Source organism: Sphingobium sp. KKT206 (assembly GCF_055640555.1).
The window spans coordinates 629,857-649,871 of record NZ_CM145764.1; the positions used below are offsets into that span (position 1 = coordinate 629,857).

At 62.2% G+C, this 20,015-nt stretch carries 17 protein-coding genes; 1 reads left to right on the top strand and 16 read right to left on the bottom strand.

The features are described from left to right. The first annotated feature begins 82 nt into the window (after positions 1 to 82). Positions 83 to 523, top strand: coding sequence for a hypothetical protein (locus ACZ2HM_RS03055; RefSeq protein WP_470426205.1), 441 nt, complete (start codon positions 83 to 85; stop codon positions 521 to 523). Here the strand turns inward: ACZ2HM_RS03055 and ACZ2HM_RS03060 are convergent. The 16 genes from ACZ2HM_RS03060 to ACZ2HM_RS03135 form a co-directional block, all read right to left on the bottom strand. After that, the gene (locus ACZ2HM_RS03060; RefSeq protein WP_470426206.1) at positions 507 to 4,163 is read right to left on the bottom strand and encodes a conjugal transfer protein TraG N-terminal domain-containing protein; all 3,657 of its coding nucleotides are present in this window, start codon (positions 4,161 to 4,163) and stop codon (positions 507 to 509) included. The two genes, ACZ2HM_RS03055 and ACZ2HM_RS03060, sit on opposite strands and share 17 nt — an antisense overlap. Positions 4,164 to 4,269: 106 nt before the next feature. Beyond that, positions 4,270 to 5,739, bottom strand: coding sequence for a conjugal transfer protein TraH (locus ACZ2HM_RS03065; RefSeq protein ID WP_470426207.1), 1,470 nt, complete (start codon positions 5,737 to 5,739; stop codon positions 4,270 to 4,272). A gap of 2 nt (positions 5,740 to 5,741) precedes the next feature. Beyond that, positions 5,742 to 6,326 (bottom strand): hypothetical protein, encoded by a 585-nt coding sequence (locus ACZ2HM_RS03070; protein ID WP_470426208.1) that lies wholly within the window; start codon positions 6,324 to 6,326, stop codon positions 5,742 to 5,744. A 47-nt stretch (positions 6,327 to 6,373) separates the two neighbouring features. Further along, positions 6,374 to 7,234 (bottom strand): conjugal transfer protein TraF, encoded by an 861-nt coding sequence (locus ACZ2HM_RS03075; protein ID WP_470426209.1) that lies wholly within the window; start codon positions 7,232 to 7,234, stop codon positions 6,374 to 6,376. Continuing rightward, positions 7,234 to 7,833 (bottom strand): S26 family signal peptidase, encoded by a 600-nt coding sequence (locus ACZ2HM_RS03080; RefSeq protein ID WP_470426210.1) that lies wholly within the window; start codon positions 7,831 to 7,833, stop codon positions 7,234 to 7,236. Before ACZ2HM_RS03080 ends, ACZ2HM_RS03075 begins: the two co-directional genes overlap by 1 nt. Then, the gene (locus tag ACZ2HM_RS03085) at positions 7,805 to 8,722 is read right to left on the bottom strand and encodes a type-F conjugative transfer system pilin assembly protein TrbC (protein WP_470426211.1); all 918 of its coding nucleotides are present in this window, start codon (positions 8,720 to 8,722) and stop codon (positions 7,805 to 7,807) included. Before ACZ2HM_RS03085 ends, ACZ2HM_RS03080 begins: the two co-directional genes overlap by 29 nt. Next, positions 8,688 to 9,797, bottom strand: a complete 1,110-nt coding sequence (gene traN, locus ACZ2HM_RS03090; RefSeq protein ID WP_470426212.1) for a conjugal transfer protein TraN — start codon at positions 9,795 to 9,797, stop codon at positions 8,688 to 8,690. The genes ACZ2HM_RS03085 and traN overlap by 35 nt, the downstream gene beginning before the upstream one ends. Beyond that, positions 9,794 to 11,749, bottom strand: coding sequence for a hypothetical protein (locus ACZ2HM_RS03095; protein WP_470426213.1), 1,956 nt, complete (start codon positions 11,747 to 11,749; stop codon positions 9,794 to 9,796). Before ACZ2HM_RS03095 ends, traN begins: the two co-directional genes overlap by 4 nt. A 328-nt stretch (positions 11,750 to 12,077) precedes the next feature. Then, positions 12,078 to 13,064, bottom strand: a complete 987-nt coding sequence (locus tag ACZ2HM_RS03100) for a TraU family protein (RefSeq protein WP_470426784.1) — start codon at positions 13,062 to 13,064, stop codon at positions 12,078 to 12,080. 23 nt (positions 13,065 to 13,087) lie between these two features. Beyond that, positions 13,088 to 13,789, bottom strand: coding sequence for a conjugal transfer protein TraW (locus ACZ2HM_RS03105; RefSeq protein ID WP_470426214.1), 702 nt, complete (start codon positions 13,787 to 13,789; stop codon positions 13,088 to 13,090). Further along, positions 13,786 to 14,115 (bottom strand): hypothetical protein, encoded by a 330-nt coding sequence (locus ACZ2HM_RS03110; RefSeq protein ID WP_470426215.1) that lies wholly within the window; start codon positions 14,113 to 14,115, stop codon positions 13,786 to 13,788. Before ACZ2HM_RS03110 ends, ACZ2HM_RS03105 begins: the two co-directional genes overlap by 4 nt. After that, entirely contained in the window at positions 14,112 to 16,637 is a 2,526-nt protein-coding gene (locus tag ACZ2HM_RS03115) for a TraC family protein (RefSeq protein WP_470426216.1), read from the bottom strand. The genes ACZ2HM_RS03110 and ACZ2HM_RS03115 overlap by 4 nt, the downstream gene beginning before the upstream one ends. Beyond that, entirely contained in the window at positions 16,634 to 17,263 is a 630-nt protein-coding gene (locus ACZ2HM_RS03120) for a TraV family lipoprotein (protein WP_470426217.1), read from the bottom strand. Before ACZ2HM_RS03120 ends, ACZ2HM_RS03115 begins: the two co-directional genes overlap by 4 nt. Positions 17,264 to 17,289: 26 nt before the next feature. Next, positions 17,290 to 18,150 carry a TraB/VirB10 family protein gene (locus ACZ2HM_RS03125; RefSeq protein ID WP_470426218.1) on the bottom strand — a complete coding sequence of 287 codons (861 nt, stop codon included), beginning with the start codon at positions 18,148 to 18,150 and terminating at the stop codon, positions 17,290 to 17,292. Positions 18,151 to 18,623: 473 nt separating this feature from the next. Beyond that, the gene (locus ACZ2HM_RS03130) at positions 18,624 to 19,391 is read right to left on the bottom strand and encodes a type-F conjugative transfer system secretin TraK (protein ID WP_470426219.1); all 768 of its coding nucleotides are present in this window, start codon (positions 19,389 to 19,391) and stop codon (positions 18,624 to 18,626) included. Beyond that, positions 19,375 to 20,010, bottom strand: a complete 636-nt coding sequence (locus ACZ2HM_RS03135) for a TraE/TraK family type IV conjugative transfer system protein (protein ID WP_470426220.1) — start codon at positions 20,008 to 20,010, stop codon at positions 19,375 to 19,377. The genes ACZ2HM_RS03130 and ACZ2HM_RS03135 overlap by 17 nt, the downstream gene beginning before the upstream one ends. Between the last annotated feature and the right edge of the window lie 5 nt (positions 20,011 to 20,015).

Sequence of the window (20,015 nt, forward strand, 5' to 3'; positions counted from 1 at the left end):
GAGGGAGAGAGGGTAGATTTGGCCGGGAAATCGCGTTGGAAAGCCTAGATCGAAGGGCTGATTGACGTTCGGAGAAGCCGTCATGATGATCGATCTCAAGGAAGGCGCTGCCTCAGGCGCTCCCGAATTTAGGCAGAGCCGAATACGCGATTGGGCCTGGTCGCCGCGCTATGCCAAAATATGGTGGGCGCTAGCCGTGGTCTTTTGGGCTGCAAAGGTGGCATCTTACAGTGTGGCCGACCTCGACTGGCTGAACGAGCCAGGCGTCGCTGGCTATCTTACGGTAGCGTTCTTTCCCCCGATGATGCTTCTGATTCTCGGGTTTGGGCGGGTGAAAGGAGGGCTATGCAATCCCTCTCTGCACGCAGCCTGCGTGGATACGAACGGCGATCATCAGTCTCGAAGGAAGGGGCCTTCCGGTCTGCCTAGCGAGATTGATCCCCTTGATGCGCGCTCAGGCTTTTATTGGGTCTCGGGTTCTATGAACCCTTATAACGTGACGCGCCTCAATCGCGAGCCTTGAAAGCCTCATCGCCGTCGGAAATTCCTTTTGCAGGATCCGTAGATAAGCGCCCTTTGGATAACACGGAAGATTGTTCGAGCGAGGTCACTGGGGCGTTGATGTCGAAAGTGCCACGACCACTGTCTGCCTCGCGCAGATAGCGGTTGCGCAGCCCCCCTTTGCCAAGAATCTGCTTAGAAAGTTCAACGGAAAATGCGCTGCCGGGTGAGATCGAACTTGCCGCGGCCTGTTCGGCATTTGCTATGGCTTGTCGAACGTCATAGTTGACGATGTTGAGTTCGGATGTCGCAATTTCGCTAGTTGCCCCGCTCTCGAGACTTGAAATACCAAGAGAACCTGTCGTTTTTCCACTTGCATTACTTGTTCTGCGGCCCCTTCCTCCGTTGATGCTCTCCACTGAGCCCGACACGTCGCCTTGTGCAGTAATGGTGAAGCTATTCTGATCCTGTGCATTTCTTGCGATGCCGCGTTGCCACCCCGTCTGAACCATGATTGCTTGAACATCACGCTGTAGCGTATCGGCGACCTGGGGTTTGAGACGCCACTGGCCCTTTCGGTCCATCTCGAAGCCGCCACGCAGCCAGTTCGCCATTGAGGCTTGGCCCTCGGCACCGCCGCCCATGAAATGCTCGATTGTGTCTGGCCCAGCCTGCTTTCCAGCTTCAAAGCGTGTGCTCGTGTCATTGCGCGCAGACTTCTCAAAGCCTGTGCTGCTCGAGACCAACAGGTCGTTGTGCGCGAGGCTGAAGCGCGCATGGCCGCCATTGGCCACGGCGCCGAGCTGACTTTCGTTGAGAAGACCTGCCTTCCACATCTGAGCCGCCGTCTGTGGGGTCAGATTGAGTCCAAAGTCGCCATTCTGGTCCATCGCGATCTGCCGCTTTGTAAGGTCGATGCCGTTAGCGCGCAGCAGTCCCTGCATCCGGGAAAGACGCTCCTTCTCAACGATCGAGGTCATCCGCGCATTGCCCGCGCGATCAGCGACGCCCTTTGCTCCACCCTCAGCCATTTCGACCTGGTTCCCCGACGTGTCGGCGAGCGTCCGGATGAAACTATCGAGGCGGGCTGCCTCGCGCGTCGAGACCCCCGCAGCTGCGGCGCCTTGCGCAAAGCCGAAATTCTCCGACTGCCGTCGTTGCTCGCCGATCCGCGCAGCGCTGCGCGTTCCGTCAAGACCGACCTCGCGCTGGGCGTCGAGCTTCCCAGCCCGTTCGGCAAAATCATAGCCAGCACTCTCGCGCGCCCTGCCATAGACGCTTATTCCTTCCCTGGCCGCTTCAGAGGTTGCGCCGTCGGCCGTACCCAGCTGGGTTGCGGCCGAATAGGTGGCCAAAGCCCTTTCGACCTGCGCTTCATTCCTCCCGGTGGCCCGGGCGAGCTGCGTGATGGACGACGAGCGCGCCTCTCCTGAAAGAGTATTGATGAAGGCGATCCGGCGACTGGTTTCCTGCAGCGGCAGGCCGAGCATGGCAGAGGCATCGCGCTGCCCCTGGTTCGAGCCGGTGCGGTGCGCCTGTTCGGTCGAGACGTTGACCCGCTCGATCCCGGCGACGCTATCGCCGGCGAAGTCGCGGCGTCCTTCCATCGCGCCCACCTGGACCTGGGCACCGGTGAGGTCGTTTCTGAGCATTTGTTCCTGATCCCAGGCATTTGCGATGAGTTTGGCAAAGGTCGGATCGGCCGACGCCTCCCCAATAACGCTCGCCGCCTTGAGGTCAGCATCCCTGGCATTGTAGCCCCCGCGCTCGAAATGGCGCGTCGCCGCCTGTTTCATCATCGCATAGGCATTCTGGTCGCCGAAAGCCTTCCACTGCGCCATTGTCTGGGCGAATGCCGCAAGGGCCTGCTCGCCTTGCTGGCCCTCGCCGAAATAGCGGGTCCCCAGCGATCTGAGAGCGTCTTTTTCTGCAAACTGGTGAATGGCCGCAGTGGCCGCATTCGCCCGGACGGCCTGAGCTGCGGCAGGACTTGTCAGGTCGCCTTTTGCAAGGGCCGGCGCAAGGCTGCCCAGTTCGCGCTGCGCATCGATGCCGCCAAGGGCAAGGGCGGTCTTTCCCGGCGCCCCGCCAGCGCCTTCGCCGATGATCGAGCCTGCCTCTCCAAATGAACGGGAGGAGGAGAAGGAGGCACGCTCGCCAAAATCGCCAAAACTGGAAGAGGCCGCCCTGCGATGACCTGTCCCGATCGCCGCGCCTTGTGCCTCAAGGGCGGACGCATAGCCCTCGCTGGTGGCCATCGGCGCGCCTGCGCCAGCGGCGCTGGCCTGGATACTGGCCGAACCGCCGGTCAGGGAGCTGAAAATATTCCCGGAGAAGCGAAAGACGGTGAACACGAATGCGCCGGCAAGACCCGCTGCCGCCGTCCGAAAGGTCCCAAAGATCGCCAGTGCCTTCATGGCCGACGAAGGGGCAAGCATCCAGGCATTGGCCGCCACATGATTGGCGCGCATCTCGGCGAGTACGTCCATCGCCCGGCCGAGCGTCAACTGGTAGATGCCCGCGTCGATCACGCCCCACAGTGCGACGAAAATGAACAGACCAAAGGCATAGGAGAGCACGCGCAGGTTGATCGGCGTCAACAGGAAGAGCAGGGCAACCGGCACCATGAAGAGCATGATCGCAAATATGGTGGAGCGGATCGTGGGCATCCATTCATTGACGGCCGACATGGTCGAAAGCCCATTTGATATGACTGCGCGATTGGCCATCACTCTTGCCGCGGTCGCGGGCGAATCCTCGAAAAGGACATCGCCTACCGCGTTGCCAAGCATGACGTCGGTCATGAAGGCCTGAAGGGAAAGGGGTGTGCCCATCATCATCTGGCCCATTTCCCCCAGCTGGCTTTTGCAGCGGGCAAGCTGGTTGGCATCTGCGACATTGAATCCGGTCCGCGTGCAGGTCTGGCGCGCATAGGCTTCGAAAAGCGCAGGATCAGCAACCTGCCCGGAGATATGCGCCCACGCATCCGCGCAGCTTACCGTCTCGCCTCCCTTGTTTTGGGAGCTATAGACCGTCGAGAAGGTGGCGGGGCCAGCCATGGCTGCAAAGGCGGCGGGAAGATCGGTCGATGTCCGAAAGAGCATGTCGTCGTCCACGCCGTAAGCGGGTGACACTCTTGCCACCGGATAACATTGGCGCACATAATCCTTGAGGGTAGCATCAAGGAAGGTGTCGGTCATGGGGCCCCGAGGCGAGGCGGCGTTGAAGAACAGGTCGAAGGCGTGGCCGCCCGCGCCGAATTCAAGCTTGGCGCCAGGATCGAGGCTATTGTCGTCTATGGTCTCGGCAAGAGCGCGCTCGATGAGGTTGGTCGTGCCTGCCACCAGAACAAGAAGATTGGGCACATCTCCTACGGCCTGATAGGCGTTTCGGACCCGGTCGTAGACATGGATCGTGCCGGTGGTCGCCACGAAGCCGACGAAGAGCCCGACGCCCATCAGCATCTGAAAGCCGAAGGCGACGAGCCCCATGCCCTGGCCCCTGATGCTGGCGAGAACCGCGCCCAAGGCCACACCCGCGACCGCCATGATCAGCACGAGCGTCTCGTAACGCGGGTCGGCAAATATCATAGAGACTAGGCGGAAGGCATCGACCGTTTCCTCAAAACCGTCATAGCTGTGATAGCTTGCTTCCAGCGCCATTGCGGTGTCCGGGACCGCTACTGCAGCTGCAGCTGCAGCTGCTACGCAGAAAAGGTGGCGGATCGAAAAAGGTCCAGGGGATATCCTCATCGAAGGTCTTTCCCCCCTAGCGATTGGCCGAAGCCGCAACACCTGCGGCATTGCGTGCATCGAGGTCGCGCTGGCGAAGGAGGCCCGCATAATTGGCCGAGAGGTTGGCCTGGTTCAGCGCCGCCATGTAGGATTGTCGCATCTGCGCGCGCTGGCGCAGCACCTCTTCACGCAGATCGCGCAATTGTTCGAGGCCTTTGGTGAGAATCCGCGTTTGGCAGATATTGGCGCTCGCGCCATCGGCGGCACCCGCAGCGTTTGTGCCGCGCTCGGCGTTGGTCAGGGCGAAATCGATGGTACGGGTGAGATCGTTGAGCATCTGATAGGCGAGCGTGAGCGCGACCAGTTCGTCGGTGTCGCCGATCACGGAGTCGACCACGCCCTGGCGCACACCCCATTCCAGCATGCGATAGACGGGAAGCGTTCGAACATTGGCAACGAATTGCCTCTCCTCAGAGGAAAGGGCAGATTTCGTGCGGATCTTACCAGCAATCGCGCCCAAGCGCTCACGCGCCAGTACGAGCGCGCCTTTTTCTCCGTCGCGCGAGCAATCCTGTGCGGTCGCCGGTATGTTGAGCGCTCGTTTCTGGACCTTGCCGGTCAGAAAGTCGTCAGGTCCTTCGCTATCCTGCGCCGGGCAGGCCGGTATCGCGGAGAATAGCGGAACCTTGTCGGCTTCATTCCACCGCATGTAGACGTCGCCGACCCGTGCGCGCATCACGCCCGCCCAATTGCCCGCGCCCACGCGTTGGGCGGCATGGGCGAGCAGCGAGCCGGTCCTGAAGATGTCGGTAACCTCGGTCGGGCAGTTGGCGAGCGCGCCCTTGAGATCCTCGGTCGGACTGTTGCCGTTGGACTGAATTTTCTCGCGGCTTTGCTGGTAGCTTTTGGCAAATCCCTCTTTCACCGATTTGTAGCCGGTCATCTCCTCGATGATGCCCGACATAGTATCGTCTCCTCGAGCAATCTGGACCGTGCGGTTGGCCAGGCGACAGTCGTTGACCTGGATCGAATTGAGGAAATTGGTGGCGGCCTCCATCTTCGAGATGATGTTCCCCATTTTCTCGTCGAGCGTCTCAAGCAGATATTGGAACGCCACTGCCGGGGCCGCCTGGAGGATGCTCTCGAGCTTCTGGACCAGATAGTCCGGGTCAAGGAAGGACATGCCCCCAAGGAACATGTCGATACCACCGCAACCAGCTTTCACCTTGGGAAGCGTGAGCGACATCAGATAGTCGTTATGAACATCGACCCGGCCCGACATTCCGCCCGCCGTGACATAGCCGCGCGTCTGGTCCTCGAAACTCCCGGGGCTGGTGTAAGTGACATTGTCGAACCAGCTTTCCGCCCAGCTCTGGGCATTCGCTGGATTGCCATAGAGAGCCAGACCGCCCGCGCAGCAAAAGGTCAGAAGATGACGACGGGTCAAGGCAGGCATGGCGGGTTCCTTGTGCTTGAAAGAGGGGAAGAGGCTGAGATCCGCCATGGTCAGTCCTTCCTGATCGATTGTGTGCGGATGGCCGTGGGCGCGACGATGCCGGTAAACTTCGCCATGGCGCGCAAGCCAATGCCTGGGCGCACGCCGCTGAGCATCTTGGTCGCGAGATAGATGTTGCGTGCGAGATTGACCTCATGGTCGGTGCCGATCGCGACCGGGATCGTCCTGTTTGGATCTGCAGTTGGTCGTACCCAGAGGACCGGATGCCCGATCCAGGGAAGGCCCAGGCGGCCGGATCGCTCAAGCGCCTGGCGCGCGTCGATCGTTTGTATCGTCCAGCCGTAGCGCGTGCGCAGTCGGTGAAGGCTCTTCCACATATCCCCGCAGGGCAGGCAGCCAGGCGCTGTACTCATTTCGACCGAGATGAGCGGCGCATGTCCGCGCAGCGTTTCGGCAAAATCAGGCGGGAAGTTCCGGGTAAGCGGAACGCGGGCGAGCCAAGCGTGCATCTGGGTGGCTGAACCGACCGGATGGACAGCGGCGCGTTCAGCCTCCCTGACCGCAGCGCTTCGCGCACCTTCGCTCATGCCGCTCGCCAGGCCAATCGCCACAGCGGCCAAGATAAGAGGCTTCATCACCCTCGTAGCGCCTGCAGCGGCGATGGGATTGTGGATTCCAGCGCTCATGGCAATGGCGCCTTGCCCGGAAGCTCGACCGCAACCGACGCTGGAGAAACAGGGCCGTTGGCAAGCGCGTCGAAAAAGCCATCCTCCTCGCCAGCGCCGGTCAGAAACTGTTCTGGGCGGATGTCGCCACGCAGCAGGCGGATGGCCTGATAGGCTGTCTGGGCAAGATTGGGGAAGCTTTCCACACCGGTGGCGATGACCATCCGCTGGGCGCTGCCTCGACGGATGACCATGGTTGTCGGCGTTGCCTCGATACCGAAGCGCTCGCCCATGCCGGGATGGCCGTCGAGGTCCTGTCGCGTCACCTGCCAGCCATATTCGTCCTGGAAGCGTTGGAGGATCGGCCACTGGACACGGCAATAGCCGCAGCTTTCCCGCGAGAACATGACGAGCGCGAACTGCTGCGCGTGCGCGCGCAGATAATTGCGGCGCACAGACTCTTTTTGCGCACCCAATATGGCGCGCGCATCGCCCACCATCGGATTGGCGGACTTGGCGTTGAGTTCGGGATGCGCGAGCATGGCCAGTTGGGTGACGCCGGCGAAAGCACGGGCTTTGCGGCGCGCAAAATCCTGCAGCCGCCAGAAGTCCGATACGGCCTCGATGCTGAGCACGGTCGCGGCATAATCGCGCTGCGCCTCAATGAGCTTGGCGATGCGTGGCGGCGTCCAGCGCGCAAGCTCCTTCATGGGTGGAATGACGGGCTTATCGAGGACGGGCTCGTCTGCCTCGGACTTGGTCTTGGGAGGTGCCTGATACCACCAATAGCCCCGGGCCTGGTCAACGGATGTCTGGGCGTGACCGGATATGGGCGCGAGCGCGTACACTATCGAGACGGCGAGGCGAAGGCGGGCCATCACAGCACCCGCTCCATACGTGTGAGACGCTCGATCGCGATCAGACCATAATAGCGGCTGTCGAATCCGTCGTCATGATCAGACCCAAGATAGACCTGTCCCGGCGGGATAGGGTGATCGCCCCAAGGATAGGGCGCGAGGGCTTGTCCGTTGCGCCCGAATGCCCGTGATACGCCAACCAACCTGCCGTCGCACAAATAGGCAGAACGCGCATTGCGATGTCTGGCGTCGATCGAAAGCGCGATCTGGCGCAGCTTCTCTCCGCCCACGCACATGACCCGCTTCGTCACGCGCACCGGCACCGGGCCTGCAAGCGAATGAACGAGGTCGAACGAGACAAGGTCGCCCTTTGCGATCAAGCCCGGCGCGGGTCGCACAACCCACGCGTTGACCGATGGGCTCATCACCAGAACATAGTGATGAAGGGCGAACCAGACCAGCCAGGCGAGCGGAAGGATGACGGCATTGGCGATCCACAGACGGCGAGGGCTTGGCGGTTGATCGGCAACCGCCCCGCCAAGGGCGATCGCCGCTTCGCGCGGAAGCGCTGCAAGACGGATCGACCCAGCCTTACCGAGATGAAAGGCGAGCTTGAGCATCGCGAACCTCCCTTCCGCCGCCAATCCGGCCATATTCTTCAAGAAGCCCCGACAGCGCCGCGTCGCCAAGGACAAGATGGTTGGCGCGCGCGGGCAGATCATCCTCGCGCTCGCAATAGGGTCTGGTCGGGTCGCCTGCGATCATGGCGAGAGCGGGCACGCGCGCAATGCCTTGCTGTCGGAAGAGGAGCGGGTCGACGATGAGCTCGACGTCGCGCATCGCACAGGCCGGACCTTCGCAGCCTGGATCGCGCCGCAAAATCCGCGCGGATAGCCTCGCCATAGGTTCGATCCGGGCAAGGCCACCTGGCACGCCGCGAAAGGCAAGCACGCCGCGAGCGCGCTCGAGCTGACCGGCATAGGTCCGCAACGTTTCAATTGGCATGGACGAGGATACAAACAGAACCGGCACCCATGTGGCGGATGTCGAGCGCGCACCTGCTCTGCCATCCTGCGCAGATCTCGTTGCTGGCGAAGGCTCGGGCGGCGCAAGGCCAAGCGCCTGATGGAGGCGCGCGGTCATGGCCTCGCGCTGCGTTTCGAGCTGCGTGGCGGCCCTGTCCCTTGCCGAACGGGCCCGGCTCTCGAGATCGGGCGATGCGCTGCGTGCTTTGAGGCGCTCAAATGTTCGGGAGCGTTCCTCATGCGGGATGTCGGGGATGGAAGCGGGCCCTTTCGTGGAGGCGGGCCTTCGCGCATCCATGGCAGCCTTCAGCCGATCGGATGCATTGGGCTCGTTGGTCAAAGTCCGATGCGCGCCCGTTTCCTGCGGTCCGGGGTGACTGATTTCCAGCGCACAGACAGGCGCGGCTGGCGCAGCCAGGATAAGGCAAGCCAACAGACGCTTGAGGGCGTCAGGGATTGATGACGCGCATATAGGCATCGACATTATCCTTCATGTAGTTCTGGATGAGTTCGGCCGGGCGGGCCTCGATCTCGCTATAATATTCGGAGAGATCCATGCGGCTGAAGTCGAGCGCCTGAAACTCCTGGGGCGTAAAGCCCCGGCAGTTTGGCGATTTGACCTCGCCCCAACCGCTGGCGAACGACTTTAACTGAGGACGTCCCTGCTCCTGGATGATGCGGCCGAGCTTGGAATTGAAGCAGCACTGGCTTCTGGCCTTCTGAACGCATGTCCCCAGGATCTTCGATGAACAGTAGGTGCCGACCTCATGGCACATGCCAGAACCGCGCAGCATGCCTGCTTCCATATCCTGTTGGTCGCAGCCCTGCAGCAGCACCTCCATCATGAAGTTGATGGCAAGGCTGATCGCAATCGATGTAGGATCAATGCCGACGATCAGCGCGTTGGCGCCCGCACTTGCGGCCTGCCCCGCCGTCGCCCCAGCGCGAAATGCCGTGTAGGCCGCCTTGACGCCCGTGAAGACGCCCTTGGCGACGGCGATCTTGGTACCGATAGAACTGATGGACGAGCCCATGCCGTCCTTGACTATTTTGCCCTTGTCCTTGCAGCAGTTCTGGAAGGTGACGCTCAGACCCGGCGGACGGCATCTGAGTTTGCGGCCACCGAATATCTCGATCGTGCCGAGACAATTGCCATCAGCATCAACCGCGCCATCGGCCAGCGTGCCTGGATCGTCGACGGGAACATCTGTTTCCACAGGATTAATGCGCGTATCGATGCAGGCATGAGGCGAACAGCTGGGCGGTGACACGCCGTCTGGCGACAGGCACGCGAACTGGCTTCCCAAGGGGCAGCTATATCGATGGTCGATCCCAAGCAGGCAGGCGGTCCGGCCGATGGGACAGGCATGCCCGCCGCCAGCAACAGTGGCACAGCTGGCGACCTCGCCTTCATCCGCGGCATCGTCATTGCCGTTGCGATCTACGGCGCAGAGCCACTTGTAGCTATCGTGCGTTTGCGCGAACGAAACCTGCGTATGACCGCAGGTAGCAAGCAGCAGTAGCCCTGCGCCGGCGAAGAGTGTTGCAAGCTGCTTCATCGGCGGCTGGCCGTGCAGACAAGGTCGGCGCCAGCGAGGCGGACCGTCTGCATCATGGCGACGGCTTCGGGGAAATCGTCGAGGCAGCCGCAGGCCGACACCAGTTCCTCGCCGTCACCTGCCGGACAAAGGGAATCCGCCGTGCAACTATGGTAGAAGACGTCCCACCCTTGCGGGTCGTTCTGAAGCGACCCCACCACGCCTTCTGGCGCTACATCACTGTTCACCCGGGGTTTGCGCGTCTTGCAGATGGGCTCGCAGGCCGCAACCGCGCCCCGGTCGGGCATCATGAAGGGGCGGCGGCTCTCCTGGTAACTGCCCTTGGCGCTGCGCGCCCGGTCGGCCAGAAGGGTCTCGGTCGAGCGATCGATAATGTAGGCGCCGCGCGTCAGGTCAGGCGGGGGCAGGCTTGCGGTATCTACTGCGCACGCATAGCGGCGATCGCGCCGGAAGAAGTCGCGGGTGATCTGGACCTGGCAAGCGGGCGTCCCGAGCGTGCGGGTCTGGGGCAGCGGGGCAAGGCCGGTCCCTGCGCCAATCCGGAACGTGACGACGTCATCGACTGTTTCATCGCGCAGGCGGCATTGCTGCTGGCCTGCGATGCCCGCACACAGATCGACGATCCGTTCGGTCGCCCGGCAGCCAAGATCAAGGTCAGCCACGATCCTTGCTTGTGCTTCACCTTCGTTCGCCACGGCAACGCGCATCCATATCTCATGGGTGCCCTTCGTCATGGCGGAGCTGATGTCCAGCTCAGGCGCTGCATGAAAGCTACTGCGCTTTTCGCATTTGCCTGGAGGTGGCCCCATGCCGGTCCAGGCTGTGGGGCCCGATGCGACGAGCGTCCCGTCCACCCGTATTTGCGCCCAGTCATCGGCAAAATAGCTCGCAATCCTGACCGCTCGCAGGCGATCGGCTTCGCCGACATCGAGCGTCATGCGAAAATCGAAGATACTGCATGCCCCGCCCTTGAGAGAATCGTCGGTAGGCGAGCCGATAAGGAAGGCCAGTTGCGCAGGTCCCGACTGGACGGTCGCATAGCCGCCAGCCGAGCGCTTGATGATCGCCTCGGTGTCTGGCTGGCTGATGGTGATGTCCCGCATGACCGTGCAGGCCGATATTTGTTCGGCTTTGCCTGTCCCGGCCGGGGAGGCTTTGACCGCCTGGAAGATGGAACTGGAGGCAGCAACGCTCTGTGCATCGCTTGCCAGTGCAGTCGGGGACGCCCTATATCGGGTCTGATCGATCGTCGGGTTTGCCGAGCAGGCCGTGGTCTGAGCGCCGGTATAGCGGATGACCGGTCCCCCCACCTGCGCCTGGGCAACGCCGATCCGCGGATCTGCGCTCGTCAGGGCACCGATGACACCGCCGCCCAAATCCTTGAGCAGGCCGGTCATATTTCCCCAGGCAAGGTTCGACCCGCAGCTATTGTTGAGGCAGTAGCAACCCGACAACTGCGTCATGTCAGTCTGCGCAAGGCCGATGTTCAGGCTGGCATCAACGTTCCACCTGTAGGATCGGCACCCTTCCCAGGTGCCTGGCATACAGGCGATTACGCCATTGGCGCAGACGCCTGATACTAGGATCGGCAGCAACGTCTGGCTGTCGAAGGCGCCATCGAAGTCGCGATCATGCGAAATGCGGACCTGGGTTAAGTCTCCGGTCGAGCCAGGCTGAACCATGAGTTCCAGCAGGGTCGCCGTTTTCTGGCAACTGAGCGACGGCGTGAAGCGCGTCTTATTGTCCACGGTCGTGAGCGATTGCCCGGCAAGACCCGGCGTCACATAGTTGGACTGCAGCGCGTCGCTGTCGCTTGACCTGGCGCGCGAGGCTGCTGCTGCGGCACGGGCACGATCCTCGGGACTGCGCGCGCCCTCCTGCGCCAGGGCACAGGGCCCTAGCAACAGGGCCCCGACGGCGAGGAAAGGCAGCAGATGGTCGGCACCGCACATCACCGTGTCTCCTCAATATGCTGCGCGGCCACGGCGAGAGTCTGGGCGCATGGCGCGTGCTCCTCGCTCCTATGGTTCTCCAGCGGACGGCGCGGTGTCCGCCGCATTGAAAGGATCAGCGCGGCCGTCGGACAAGCACGGCCAGAAGGGGCTGGCCGTTGCTGCCCAGAGGATGGGACGGCCGCGCTGATCAAGGTTGGAGCGACGCCGTCTGGGGGCGTCGGCGCCGCTCCTGCATCATGCGCATCCGCTTTGCCGTTCGGCCTGCGGCGGGCAGACCTTGGGATGTGCTCTTGGTCGCGCACGATGCATCTGGTGGACGATCTGCTCATGGCGTCGAGATTCCGGCGCAGCAGATCACCTTTTCGAAGAGCATGAACTGGGCATTGTCTTTGCCCGGCGCATGCTTGGCCGACGACCAGAGCGCGCCGGGCCGACCGATATTGACGCATTTTCCGCCTTTGACCGGCTCCATGATCTGGAGCTTGTATCGGCTCTTGGTCCAGATGGGCTGCGGCTTAAACGAACAGCCATCGGCTGATGAAATGGTAAGGGCACCCAGACGACCCATCATGAAGGTCCCGCGCGCAGCGAGCCCGGCCCAGGCTTCCACGCTGTCACCAAAATGAATGTCGCCCGCGATCGGGTAGGTCGCGCCCCAGCTGCCCATGCACCAGAAGAGCGGATCGATGACCTTGCCTGCAGCAGCGGCAGCGCTGTCGGCCATGCAGGCAAGCCCGGCGGCGGGATTGCCGAACAATATGCCTTCCGGCTGGATGATGGCGCCAAGCGTGCCTGACTGCCAGGTTGGCAGGACCTCGGTGATCATCGCGACGTCGAACCCGTCATCCTCGATGCAGGGCAGGTCGGTGAACATGTCGAGCATCTTCCAGACCGGGGCGATATAATAGTGCATCTGGGCGAACATCTTCTGGCTGTTCGTGCCGTCGGCGATAGAGCTTTGACTGCCCTGAAGGCGTCCGCCCGTCGGCAGCAGATCAGCGCCCAGCGCCATCATACAGCCAGGCTCCGTCACAACATCGATCATGCGATTGGGCGACCAGAAGCTGACCTTGACGCCGAACCAGAAGGTCGCGCCCTTGCGGCAGGCGCAAAGTGGCTTCGACGCAGACTGCGCGTCCAGTTCCTTGTCGAGCTTGTCGAAGCTCCCGACCTTCACCCCGCCGATCGTTATCGGGAATATGCAGTTCCAGCGGACCTTCGTGATCGGGTTGAAGATGGTGCCAGCCTCGCATTTGGAGGCATAGGCCGGCGTCGCCAAGCAGAATGCAGCGGCAGCCAGGAAGGGCGTCAGGCACGCAAGGGTGAAGCGCTTGGTCACAGCCCTTTGCCCAACCGACGGTCGTTGCTCAGATCATATTCGCGCAGGACAAGCGCCTTGCCCTCCTGAGCGACGATGACCGGTGCGACTGTAAGGCCGAGCCTTGCTTTGACCCGTTCCTCGAGGATGAAAAGCGGTCGTCCGGTCCGCTCGGAAAGTTCGAGCGCATCGCCCGCCGTCAGCAGGATGAAATCGGTGAGACGCGCCGTCTTCAAAGCCCAACGCAGATTGCGGGGATGGACGATGACGAGCCGTTGGGGCAGCGCGACATAATCGAGCGGATTGAAGGTGAAGCCCCTGGGATAGAGTATCTTCCCATCTGGAAGCGCAATATCCTGCTCCAGCGTATAGAAGGGCACCACCTTGCGCATGCGGGTTTCCGCAGCGTTGCCAAGCGTTGCCGCGCGCATCGCCGACCAAGAGGCGCGCGGCCCCAGCTGTGAGGCAAGGCCGGGGGCGCGCGCCGCGCGCCCTTCGATCTCCATCATCGCGTCAGGCTCGGCAATCGGCCAGGTTCGGCCGATGGTCGATGTCGCCGCGCTGGCGGTTCCCGCACTCAGTGCGGCCACAAGCGCGCCAACCAGGGCATGGCGCGCCAGGGCATGCAGCCGTCTTGGATCGGCGTCATCGCCATCGCCAGTCAGGCGAGCAACAGGACGACGCGGCCGATCCGCTGGCATCGTTGCGAGACACGTCATGGCCGCCGCCCCAGGAGCTTGAGGCGTTTCCATGCGGAGTTGGTCGCATTGCTCAGGCCAATCAGCAGCATGCCGCTGGCAAGGCACCCTGCAGCGATAATGATCGCGGCACGCAGCACCAGTTTGACCGGCTCGCCGATAATCAGCCCAGCGATAAGAACGAGCGTTCCCAAAAGCAGCGTCTCGATGCAGACGAGACGGATACGCCAGTAAAGCGCGTCGGCATGCGCTTTCTCCGCCGAGCGCGCCTCAACCAGCTCTTCGATCTGCTTTGACGTATAAGCAAATGTCTGCCGCTGTCGGTCCGAAGGAGGCGCGCCGTTCATAGCTTCCCTCCCTGCTGCTGGACGGGCAGGCCCAATATCTCCTGCGCCTCGACGCCCGAGAGGTCGCAAATCGCTTCGAGCGGTGAGCGCCCCATCTTGAGGCGAGCCTCGAATGCCGCGACTTCCTGAGGTGCCGAGGTGTTGATCCAATAGGAAAAGGGATCGACCACGAGGCGGGCGATGCCGAGACCAAGCGGAGAATCGATGAAAACTTCCGAGTAGAAAGGCTTGTTATTCCTAACAGATTTCAGCAAATCCAGAACGAAGCCGGAATAGTCGAGGATCTTGTTCTCGACGGCTCGATCGTAAGTGGATCCCTGAAGGAGAAAGCGGGTCGCGGCATTTTCGAGGATCACCTGCCCCGTGCCTCCAAATAGCAGCAGGTCGTTCATCGACTGGAGCACGACGCCGAAGCTTCCCTGATATTTGCGCGCGCGCCGATAGCCCTGGCCGAACACTTCGGCGAGGCGCGAGAGGTCCTGACCCTCGGTTCGCGTCATGAACTGCGCTGCCTCGTCGCACAGGACGAAGCGTGGCCTGTCGCGCGCGGACAGATAGAGTTCCTGCGTCACCGCATTCACCACGACCATGACGATGACGTTGAAAAGGTCGGGGATGGATTTGAGGCGTTCGAGCTCGAGCACGACGAATTCATCTGCCGAGATGTCGAAGGTGGAAGGCCCGTTGAAATACTGGCCATAGACCCCGTCACTTGCAAAATCGCGCAGGTTGAAGGCGATCTCACGTGCCATCGGCACAAGATGATCGACCTTATCGAGGTCGCTTGCGGCGTCGGCGGGATAGTTGCCGAGCCAGTCCCGTACTGCGTCGATGCCGCGGATCGAACGGCCGCTGTCGATCGTCCATTGGACGGCGGACTTGATGAGATTCCACTGCGAAGTGGAGACGCCGCTCCTGGTGGCAGCGTTCGCCATCTCGGCGACGATCGCGACTGCGACGCCGATGGCGGACTGCCTGTCGTCACCGTCGAGCGCGAGGCCCATATCGAAGGGATTGAGGACGAGTTGCTCCTCGCCGATATCAATATAGCGCCCAGAGCAGAGGGTGCAAAGCTTGCGGTAGCTGCCGCCGATATCGATGATCCGCACCAGCGCGCCCTGGGCATAATATTGCTGGCACAGGTTATTGAGGAGGAAGCTCTTGCCAGCACCGGACTCTGCAGAGACGATGAAATTATAATTGTTGATGCGCGGATCGAACAGATCGAGCGTCACCAGCTGTCCCTTGCGGCCGGCATAGAGAAGGGCGGGGCGGCCGCCGCCTCGAAAGTCGGTCTGGACAGGTGCAAGCAGGGCGGCCGCCTTCACCGGCATCGGCAGGTGACGCTCGAGCATGCGCATGGTCGGCCGGTCGGGATAGAGTCCAAAGGGCAGGCTCATCGGCAGGAGAATGGGATTGAGATAGCTCTCCTCCTGCATCATCCAGGGCAGGGGTTCGCTTTCCCATAGGCGCTTGGCGCGCGCCGCCATGTCGCGCGCATGGGCGCTATCGCGACCAAAGACCCAGACCGTGGGAATGACCGAGACGAAGCGAGCATTGCCGGCCTCATCGAGGATCCAGCTGATCTCCTCGATTTGCTTGCCCACCTCGATCGCGAAGCTTCCCGCCGCCTTTTGCGCGGAGAGGATCTGGGCGCGCTTGTGCATCTCGAAGATGCTGTGATCAAAGAGGATGGCAAGGCTGTAGAGGAACGGGCCGCCGATCTGATCGCTGTCCTCTGCGCTTCCCCGCATGCCGCCCATCAACCGGTTGCAGCGCTCGGCCGTGACGCGGCGCGCAGGGGATTTGGGCGTGAGGCAGCGCGCCACCTGATTGCCCAGATGCAATTCTGGTCCATCGAAGAAAAGATCAGGCCCTGCGTCGATGATCTGCTTGCGAACGGGACGGGCCGCGATCTCACCTTCCTGCATGGCGAATATGCCCGGCGCGTCGGCGAAGACGCCATTGAATATCCGGCGATAGAAGGTGACCAGGGCCTCAGGTGCCAACCGTTCGATACCTAGCCTGGCCAATTGCTCTTCGATCTGGCGGCGCAGGTCCGCCCCAAGAGGCCGACGGGTTTTGACCGACAGCAGCAGCCGGAAATTCCGCATCGGAATACCGTGCAGGGCCGCAAGGCCCGCGGTACCCTCGCGCAGATAATCGCGCGTCCTGCGCGCCGAGGCCTGGATCAGGGGATCTGGCCTCGTTTTCAGATCCAGAAAGGCGTCGAGTGCCCCATCGATCAGCGGATCGGCAAAGCAATGAATCTGCACCACGGTACCCGGTTCGAAATGGATGTTGAGGAGACCGATCAGCGCCTGATGGACGTGCGCGAAGAGATAGGGCGAGGGCACCAGCTCCCAGGCCTGCCCCCAGCCATCGTCGATGCACAGAAAAGCTTCCTCCTCTGGCACCCAGGAAACCATCGGCAGAAAGTCGGAATAGGCATCGCGCGAGACGGCACGCCGCAACCTGCCAAGCGTCATCCCGCCGCCATGTCTGGTGCCCGCCACGCTCATGGCTCCACCGCCCGGGCTAGTCCGGCAGGCTCGCCATAGGCTCCGCCCGGCTTTTCCTTGCTCTGTTCAAGAACAGGAACGCGCGCGGCGGATTCGATGGGATTGACGAGATAGTCGGCAATGACCCAGCGGGGCGTCTCGACCATCGAGTAGATGTAGCGTGGCATGTAGAGCCGGTCGGGCCGTTCCCGGTCGGCATAGGGAAGGATGAGCGTGCGGACGCTGCGTCCCTCACGCAGCATTGGTGTCACCGGCGCGTCGAGTAGTCCCTGAAGCTCGCGATAGACGCTGTCGCGATATCCAAGAAACGGCAGCTGGGCGGGCGAAGCCGTCTGCCCGCCGCGCGATGGGACGGGCAAGGGGCCCTTGCTGCCGGGCTCGCGCAACATGGCCTTGTCGAGCGTGACTGCGGGGTCGGACCGGGAAGGGCGACCGGCCTTGGCATCGGCATACGCCTTGTCGGGATGGATGCACTGCCCATGGTCGCTGTTCTTGCAGCTGAACTTTTCGGGATAAGGTGAGAGGGCAGAGCCGATCGCCGTGCAGGCGGGCAGGGCAGCTAGCAGCGCGAGCAGCGGCGCGACCCTGGCCTGACGCGTATATCGAGACGAAATTTGGGATGACATGGTTTTGATCTCCAAAAAAGGGGACATCAGAATTGGGTCGTCGCGGCAGGCTTGATCTCGAGCGTCACGCCCTCCTGGATCACCACGACGACATCCTTTGCGGCGCCGACCTCGACGACGGGGCCGGCCTGGCGCGCGAGGTCGAGATAGAAGTCGGTCAGCTTCTCCGAGGATTTCGAAAGCCCGCCCGCAATCCCGGATCTGGCGGCATCGGCGGGATCGAAGGACCGTACAGAACCCAGAGCCGACGTCGAGGTCTCGCCAAACGTCGTCTCCACGCTTTGCGACATGCCGCTGATGGTTCCGGCGATGAAGCTGCGTGCCAGCGCCGCGCCGGCTCTTGTCACGACCTTACCTGAAAGACCCTTCTTGCCGTCTGTGTCGACGAAGAAGCCCTTGATCGGCTGATCCACGACTGAACGTTCATTGAAGTCGACGCAGGATAGGGAGACCAGCTGGACTTCGACCCGTTCCTTGGCGAGGCTGCCGGTCGCGTTTCCGATGACGAAGCATCCAGAAAGGTTCGCCTTGACGTCATTGGGAAGGACGGCAGGAGCCTGGACCCTGGCGATCAGCGGCTCGGGATTACTGGTTGCGTCCCTGCTTGCCAGCGCGTCGATGCCGGTCAGCAGCCGCGCCTTCATGAAACCAGGCGGCAAATAGATCGTCCTCGACTTTTTTTTAGAGCCATTTGCTCCATCGGGGGCACCGTTCTCCGCTGGCGCAATCGACGCCGTCGCGGTGCCGATGGCGCCGACCTGTCGCTCAACGGGAGGAGCGGGCGGCGCTGCGGGCGCTGTAGGCGGCGGGGGCGGGAGGCTCCCGTCGGCGTTGGCAATATCCTGCGGTAATGGCGGCTCGGGAAAGGCAGGCATCGCGCCGGTCATGGCGGGCGGGAGAGCGCCCTCTTCGAGCGTTTCGTCCTGATTTGCTCCTGCGCCTGGCGAGAGGCGTCCCTCTTCGATGGCGGTGATGCGATCGCCAAGCAGGCTCTGCCCATCAAGGACTTTTTGAAGGTCGCCCCGCACCTTGATCTCGAGATTGTCGCCGCGAAGCCCGGCGCCCATATCCATTTGGGACACGTTCGGGGCAGGAGCCTCCTCCTCGTCGGAACTATGGGATGCGGCATAGATGGCATAACCAAGAACCGCTATCACAAGCGCGATCGCCGCCTGCTTCGCGCGAAGCTGCCGCCTGGGATCAAGCGCGAGCCAATGCGACCTGAGATCGAGAAGGGCGGGCCCTCGAGGGCGAATATCGCTCGAGGCGATGGGCCGGCGGCTTGTCCGACTGCGCCTCCCCTGCGGCCTTTCCTCGCCTTGCGGTCCTTCGCCCTTTGTGGGCTCATGTGGCGCGATGCTCACAGCATGTCCTCCCGGCGGATCACGATAACGCGCGCGGTCTCGCCCTCGCGCAGATCGAGCCTGTCGATGGTGACGCTAAAGATGCGCTCGCCAAGCGCACGATCGAGGAACAACCGTTCATCGAGCGTCACCGGCCTCTCTGTCCTGACAAGATATTCCGAGGCGGATAGCGAGGCACCCTCAATGATGATCGCACGACGTTCGACGATGCTGAGGGCAGGATCTGCCTTGAACGCGATCGGCCCTGCTCGCGGCGCGCGCTCGGCGAAGCTTGCAGGCACCTGGTCCTGCAGCAGCGCGAGCGTCACGGATACGGCGCGCTCTTCCTCCACCAGCGGAGCAAGAAGTTCCTCGTTAGCGCGCGCGCGCTGGCTCGCGCCTGCCGCAAGTCGAACCGTCTGGGCCGGCATTTCGGTGGGCTCGGCGTAGAGCGGATAGACTGCGCCATTGCACGTCACGAAGAATTCCGAGGGGGTGGTCGCATAGCTGCGCGTCACAGCCCCGCCATCGTCTGTTTCCCGCACAGTAAACTTGATCCAGGCGTCAGCGCCGGCGCGCTCCACGGCGATGCCTTTCTCGGTGGAGAAGCGCACATCCTCAATCTCGCCATGCTCGCACACGAGATGATTGATGTCCCTGTTGGAGAGGCGGATCATGTTGGTATGTTCGGGCAGCGCGATGATCATCTGCGCAGCGGCACCTTGATGCCATGCAAGGCAGGCTGCCAGGATAAGGGCACCATGAGGCCTATTGAGCTTCGCCATCGAAATTCTCCTCGGTGAGCTGGGTGAGCCAGAAGCGGCCGGCATCGACGGCGTAGCCGATGCGCAGATTGCCCCTGAATTTGCGGATGACGCCGCCTATGACGCGGACTTTCTCCACCGGCACGATGATCTGCCGATCAGTCCAGCTGACAGGCTGGTCCTGGCGAATATAGGTCGCAATCGAGAGCGTCGGGCTTTGCTCGAGCTCGTCGAGGATGCGGTTGAGGCTGTCGCGCACCCCATTATAGGCGGACGGGTGGACGATGCTGAGCAGTTCCTGGAACTGGCGATCGGCAGAGAAAGGCGAATAGGTTCCAGAGAGCGCGACGACATGACGCGTCATGGTGCGAAGATAGGTCTCCGAGGGCTTGCTTCCGGTCACATAGAGGTCGCCGCCCGATCCGAACGGAATTACCACCGTTCGCTGGTTCTGCGCCGTCGAATAAATGACCACGCCAAGCACGCAGGTGATGCCGAAAAGGCCGGTAATCGCGAACTTGAGCAGCCGGTTTTCTTCGAACAGATTGGAAGATCCCTGCAGATAGCGGTGGATGCCAAAGCTGGCGGGCTTATCCAGCAGAGGGTCGATCGGGGCTGAGGAGGCGCTTTTGCGGAACATGGTGC

Coding starts and splice junctions, on each gene's coding strand:
- ACZ2HM_RS03055 (WP_470426205.1), top strand. CDS start 83: ATGATGATCGATCTCAAGGAAGGCGCTGCCTCAGGCGCTCCCGAATTT.
- ACZ2HM_RS03065 (WP_470426207.1), bottom strand. CDS start 5,739: ATGGCGGATCTCAGCCTCTTCCCCTCTTTCAAGCACAAGGAACCCGCC.
- ACZ2HM_RS03110 (WP_470426215.1), bottom strand. CDS start 14,115: ATGAACGGCGCGCCTCCTTCGGACCGACAGCGGCAGACATTTGCTTAT.
- ACZ2HM_RS03060 (WP_470426206.1), bottom strand. CDS start 4,163: ATGGCGCTGGAAGCAAGCTATCACAGCTATGACGGTTTTGAGGAAACG.
- ACZ2HM_RS03085 (WP_470426211.1), bottom strand. CDS start 8,722: ATGTCGATGCCTATATGCGCGTCATCAATCCCTGACGCCCTCAAGCGT.
- ACZ2HM_RS03120 (WP_470426217.1), bottom strand. CDS start 17,263: ATGTCATCCCAAATTTCGTCTCGATATACGCGTCAGGCCAGGGTCGCG.
- ACZ2HM_RS03125 (WP_470426218.1), bottom strand. CDS start 18,150: ATGACCGGCGCGATGCCTGCCTTTCCCGAGCCGCCATTACCGCAGGAT.
- ACZ2HM_RS03130 (WP_470426219.1), bottom strand. CDS start 19,391: ATGGCGAAGCTCAATAGGCCTCATGGTGCCCTTATCCTGGCAGCCTGC.
- ACZ2HM_RS03105 (WP_470426214.1), bottom strand. CDS start 13,789: ATGACGTGTCTCGCAACGATGCCAGCGGATCGGCCGCGTCGTCCTGTT.
- ACZ2HM_RS03095 (WP_470426213.1), bottom strand. CDS start 11,749: ATGTGCGGTGCCGACCATCTGCTGCCTTTCCTCGCCGTCGGGGCCCTG.
- ACZ2HM_RS03135 (WP_470426220.1), bottom strand. CDS start 20,010: ATGTTCCGCAAAAGCGCCTCCTCAGCCCCGATCGACCCTCTGCTGGAT.
- ACZ2HM_RS03115 (WP_470426216.1), bottom strand. CDS start 16,637: ATGAGCGTGGCGGGCACCAGACATGGCGGCGGGATGACGCTTGGCAGG.
- traN (WP_470426212.1), bottom strand. CDS start 9,797: ATGAAGCAGCTTGCAACACTCTTCGCCGGCGCAGGGCTACTGCTGCTT.
- ACZ2HM_RS03080 (WP_470426210.1), bottom strand. CDS start 7,833: ATGCTCAAGCTCGCCTTTCATCTCGGTAAGGCTGGGTCGATCCGTCTT.
- ACZ2HM_RS03075 (WP_470426209.1), bottom strand. CDS start 7,234: ATGGCCCGCCTTCGCCTCGCCGTCTCGATAGTGTACGCGCTCGCGCCC.
- ACZ2HM_RS03070 (WP_470426208.1), bottom strand. CDS start 6,326: ATGAAGCCTCTTATCTTGGCCGCTGTGGCGATTGGCCTGGCGAGCGGC.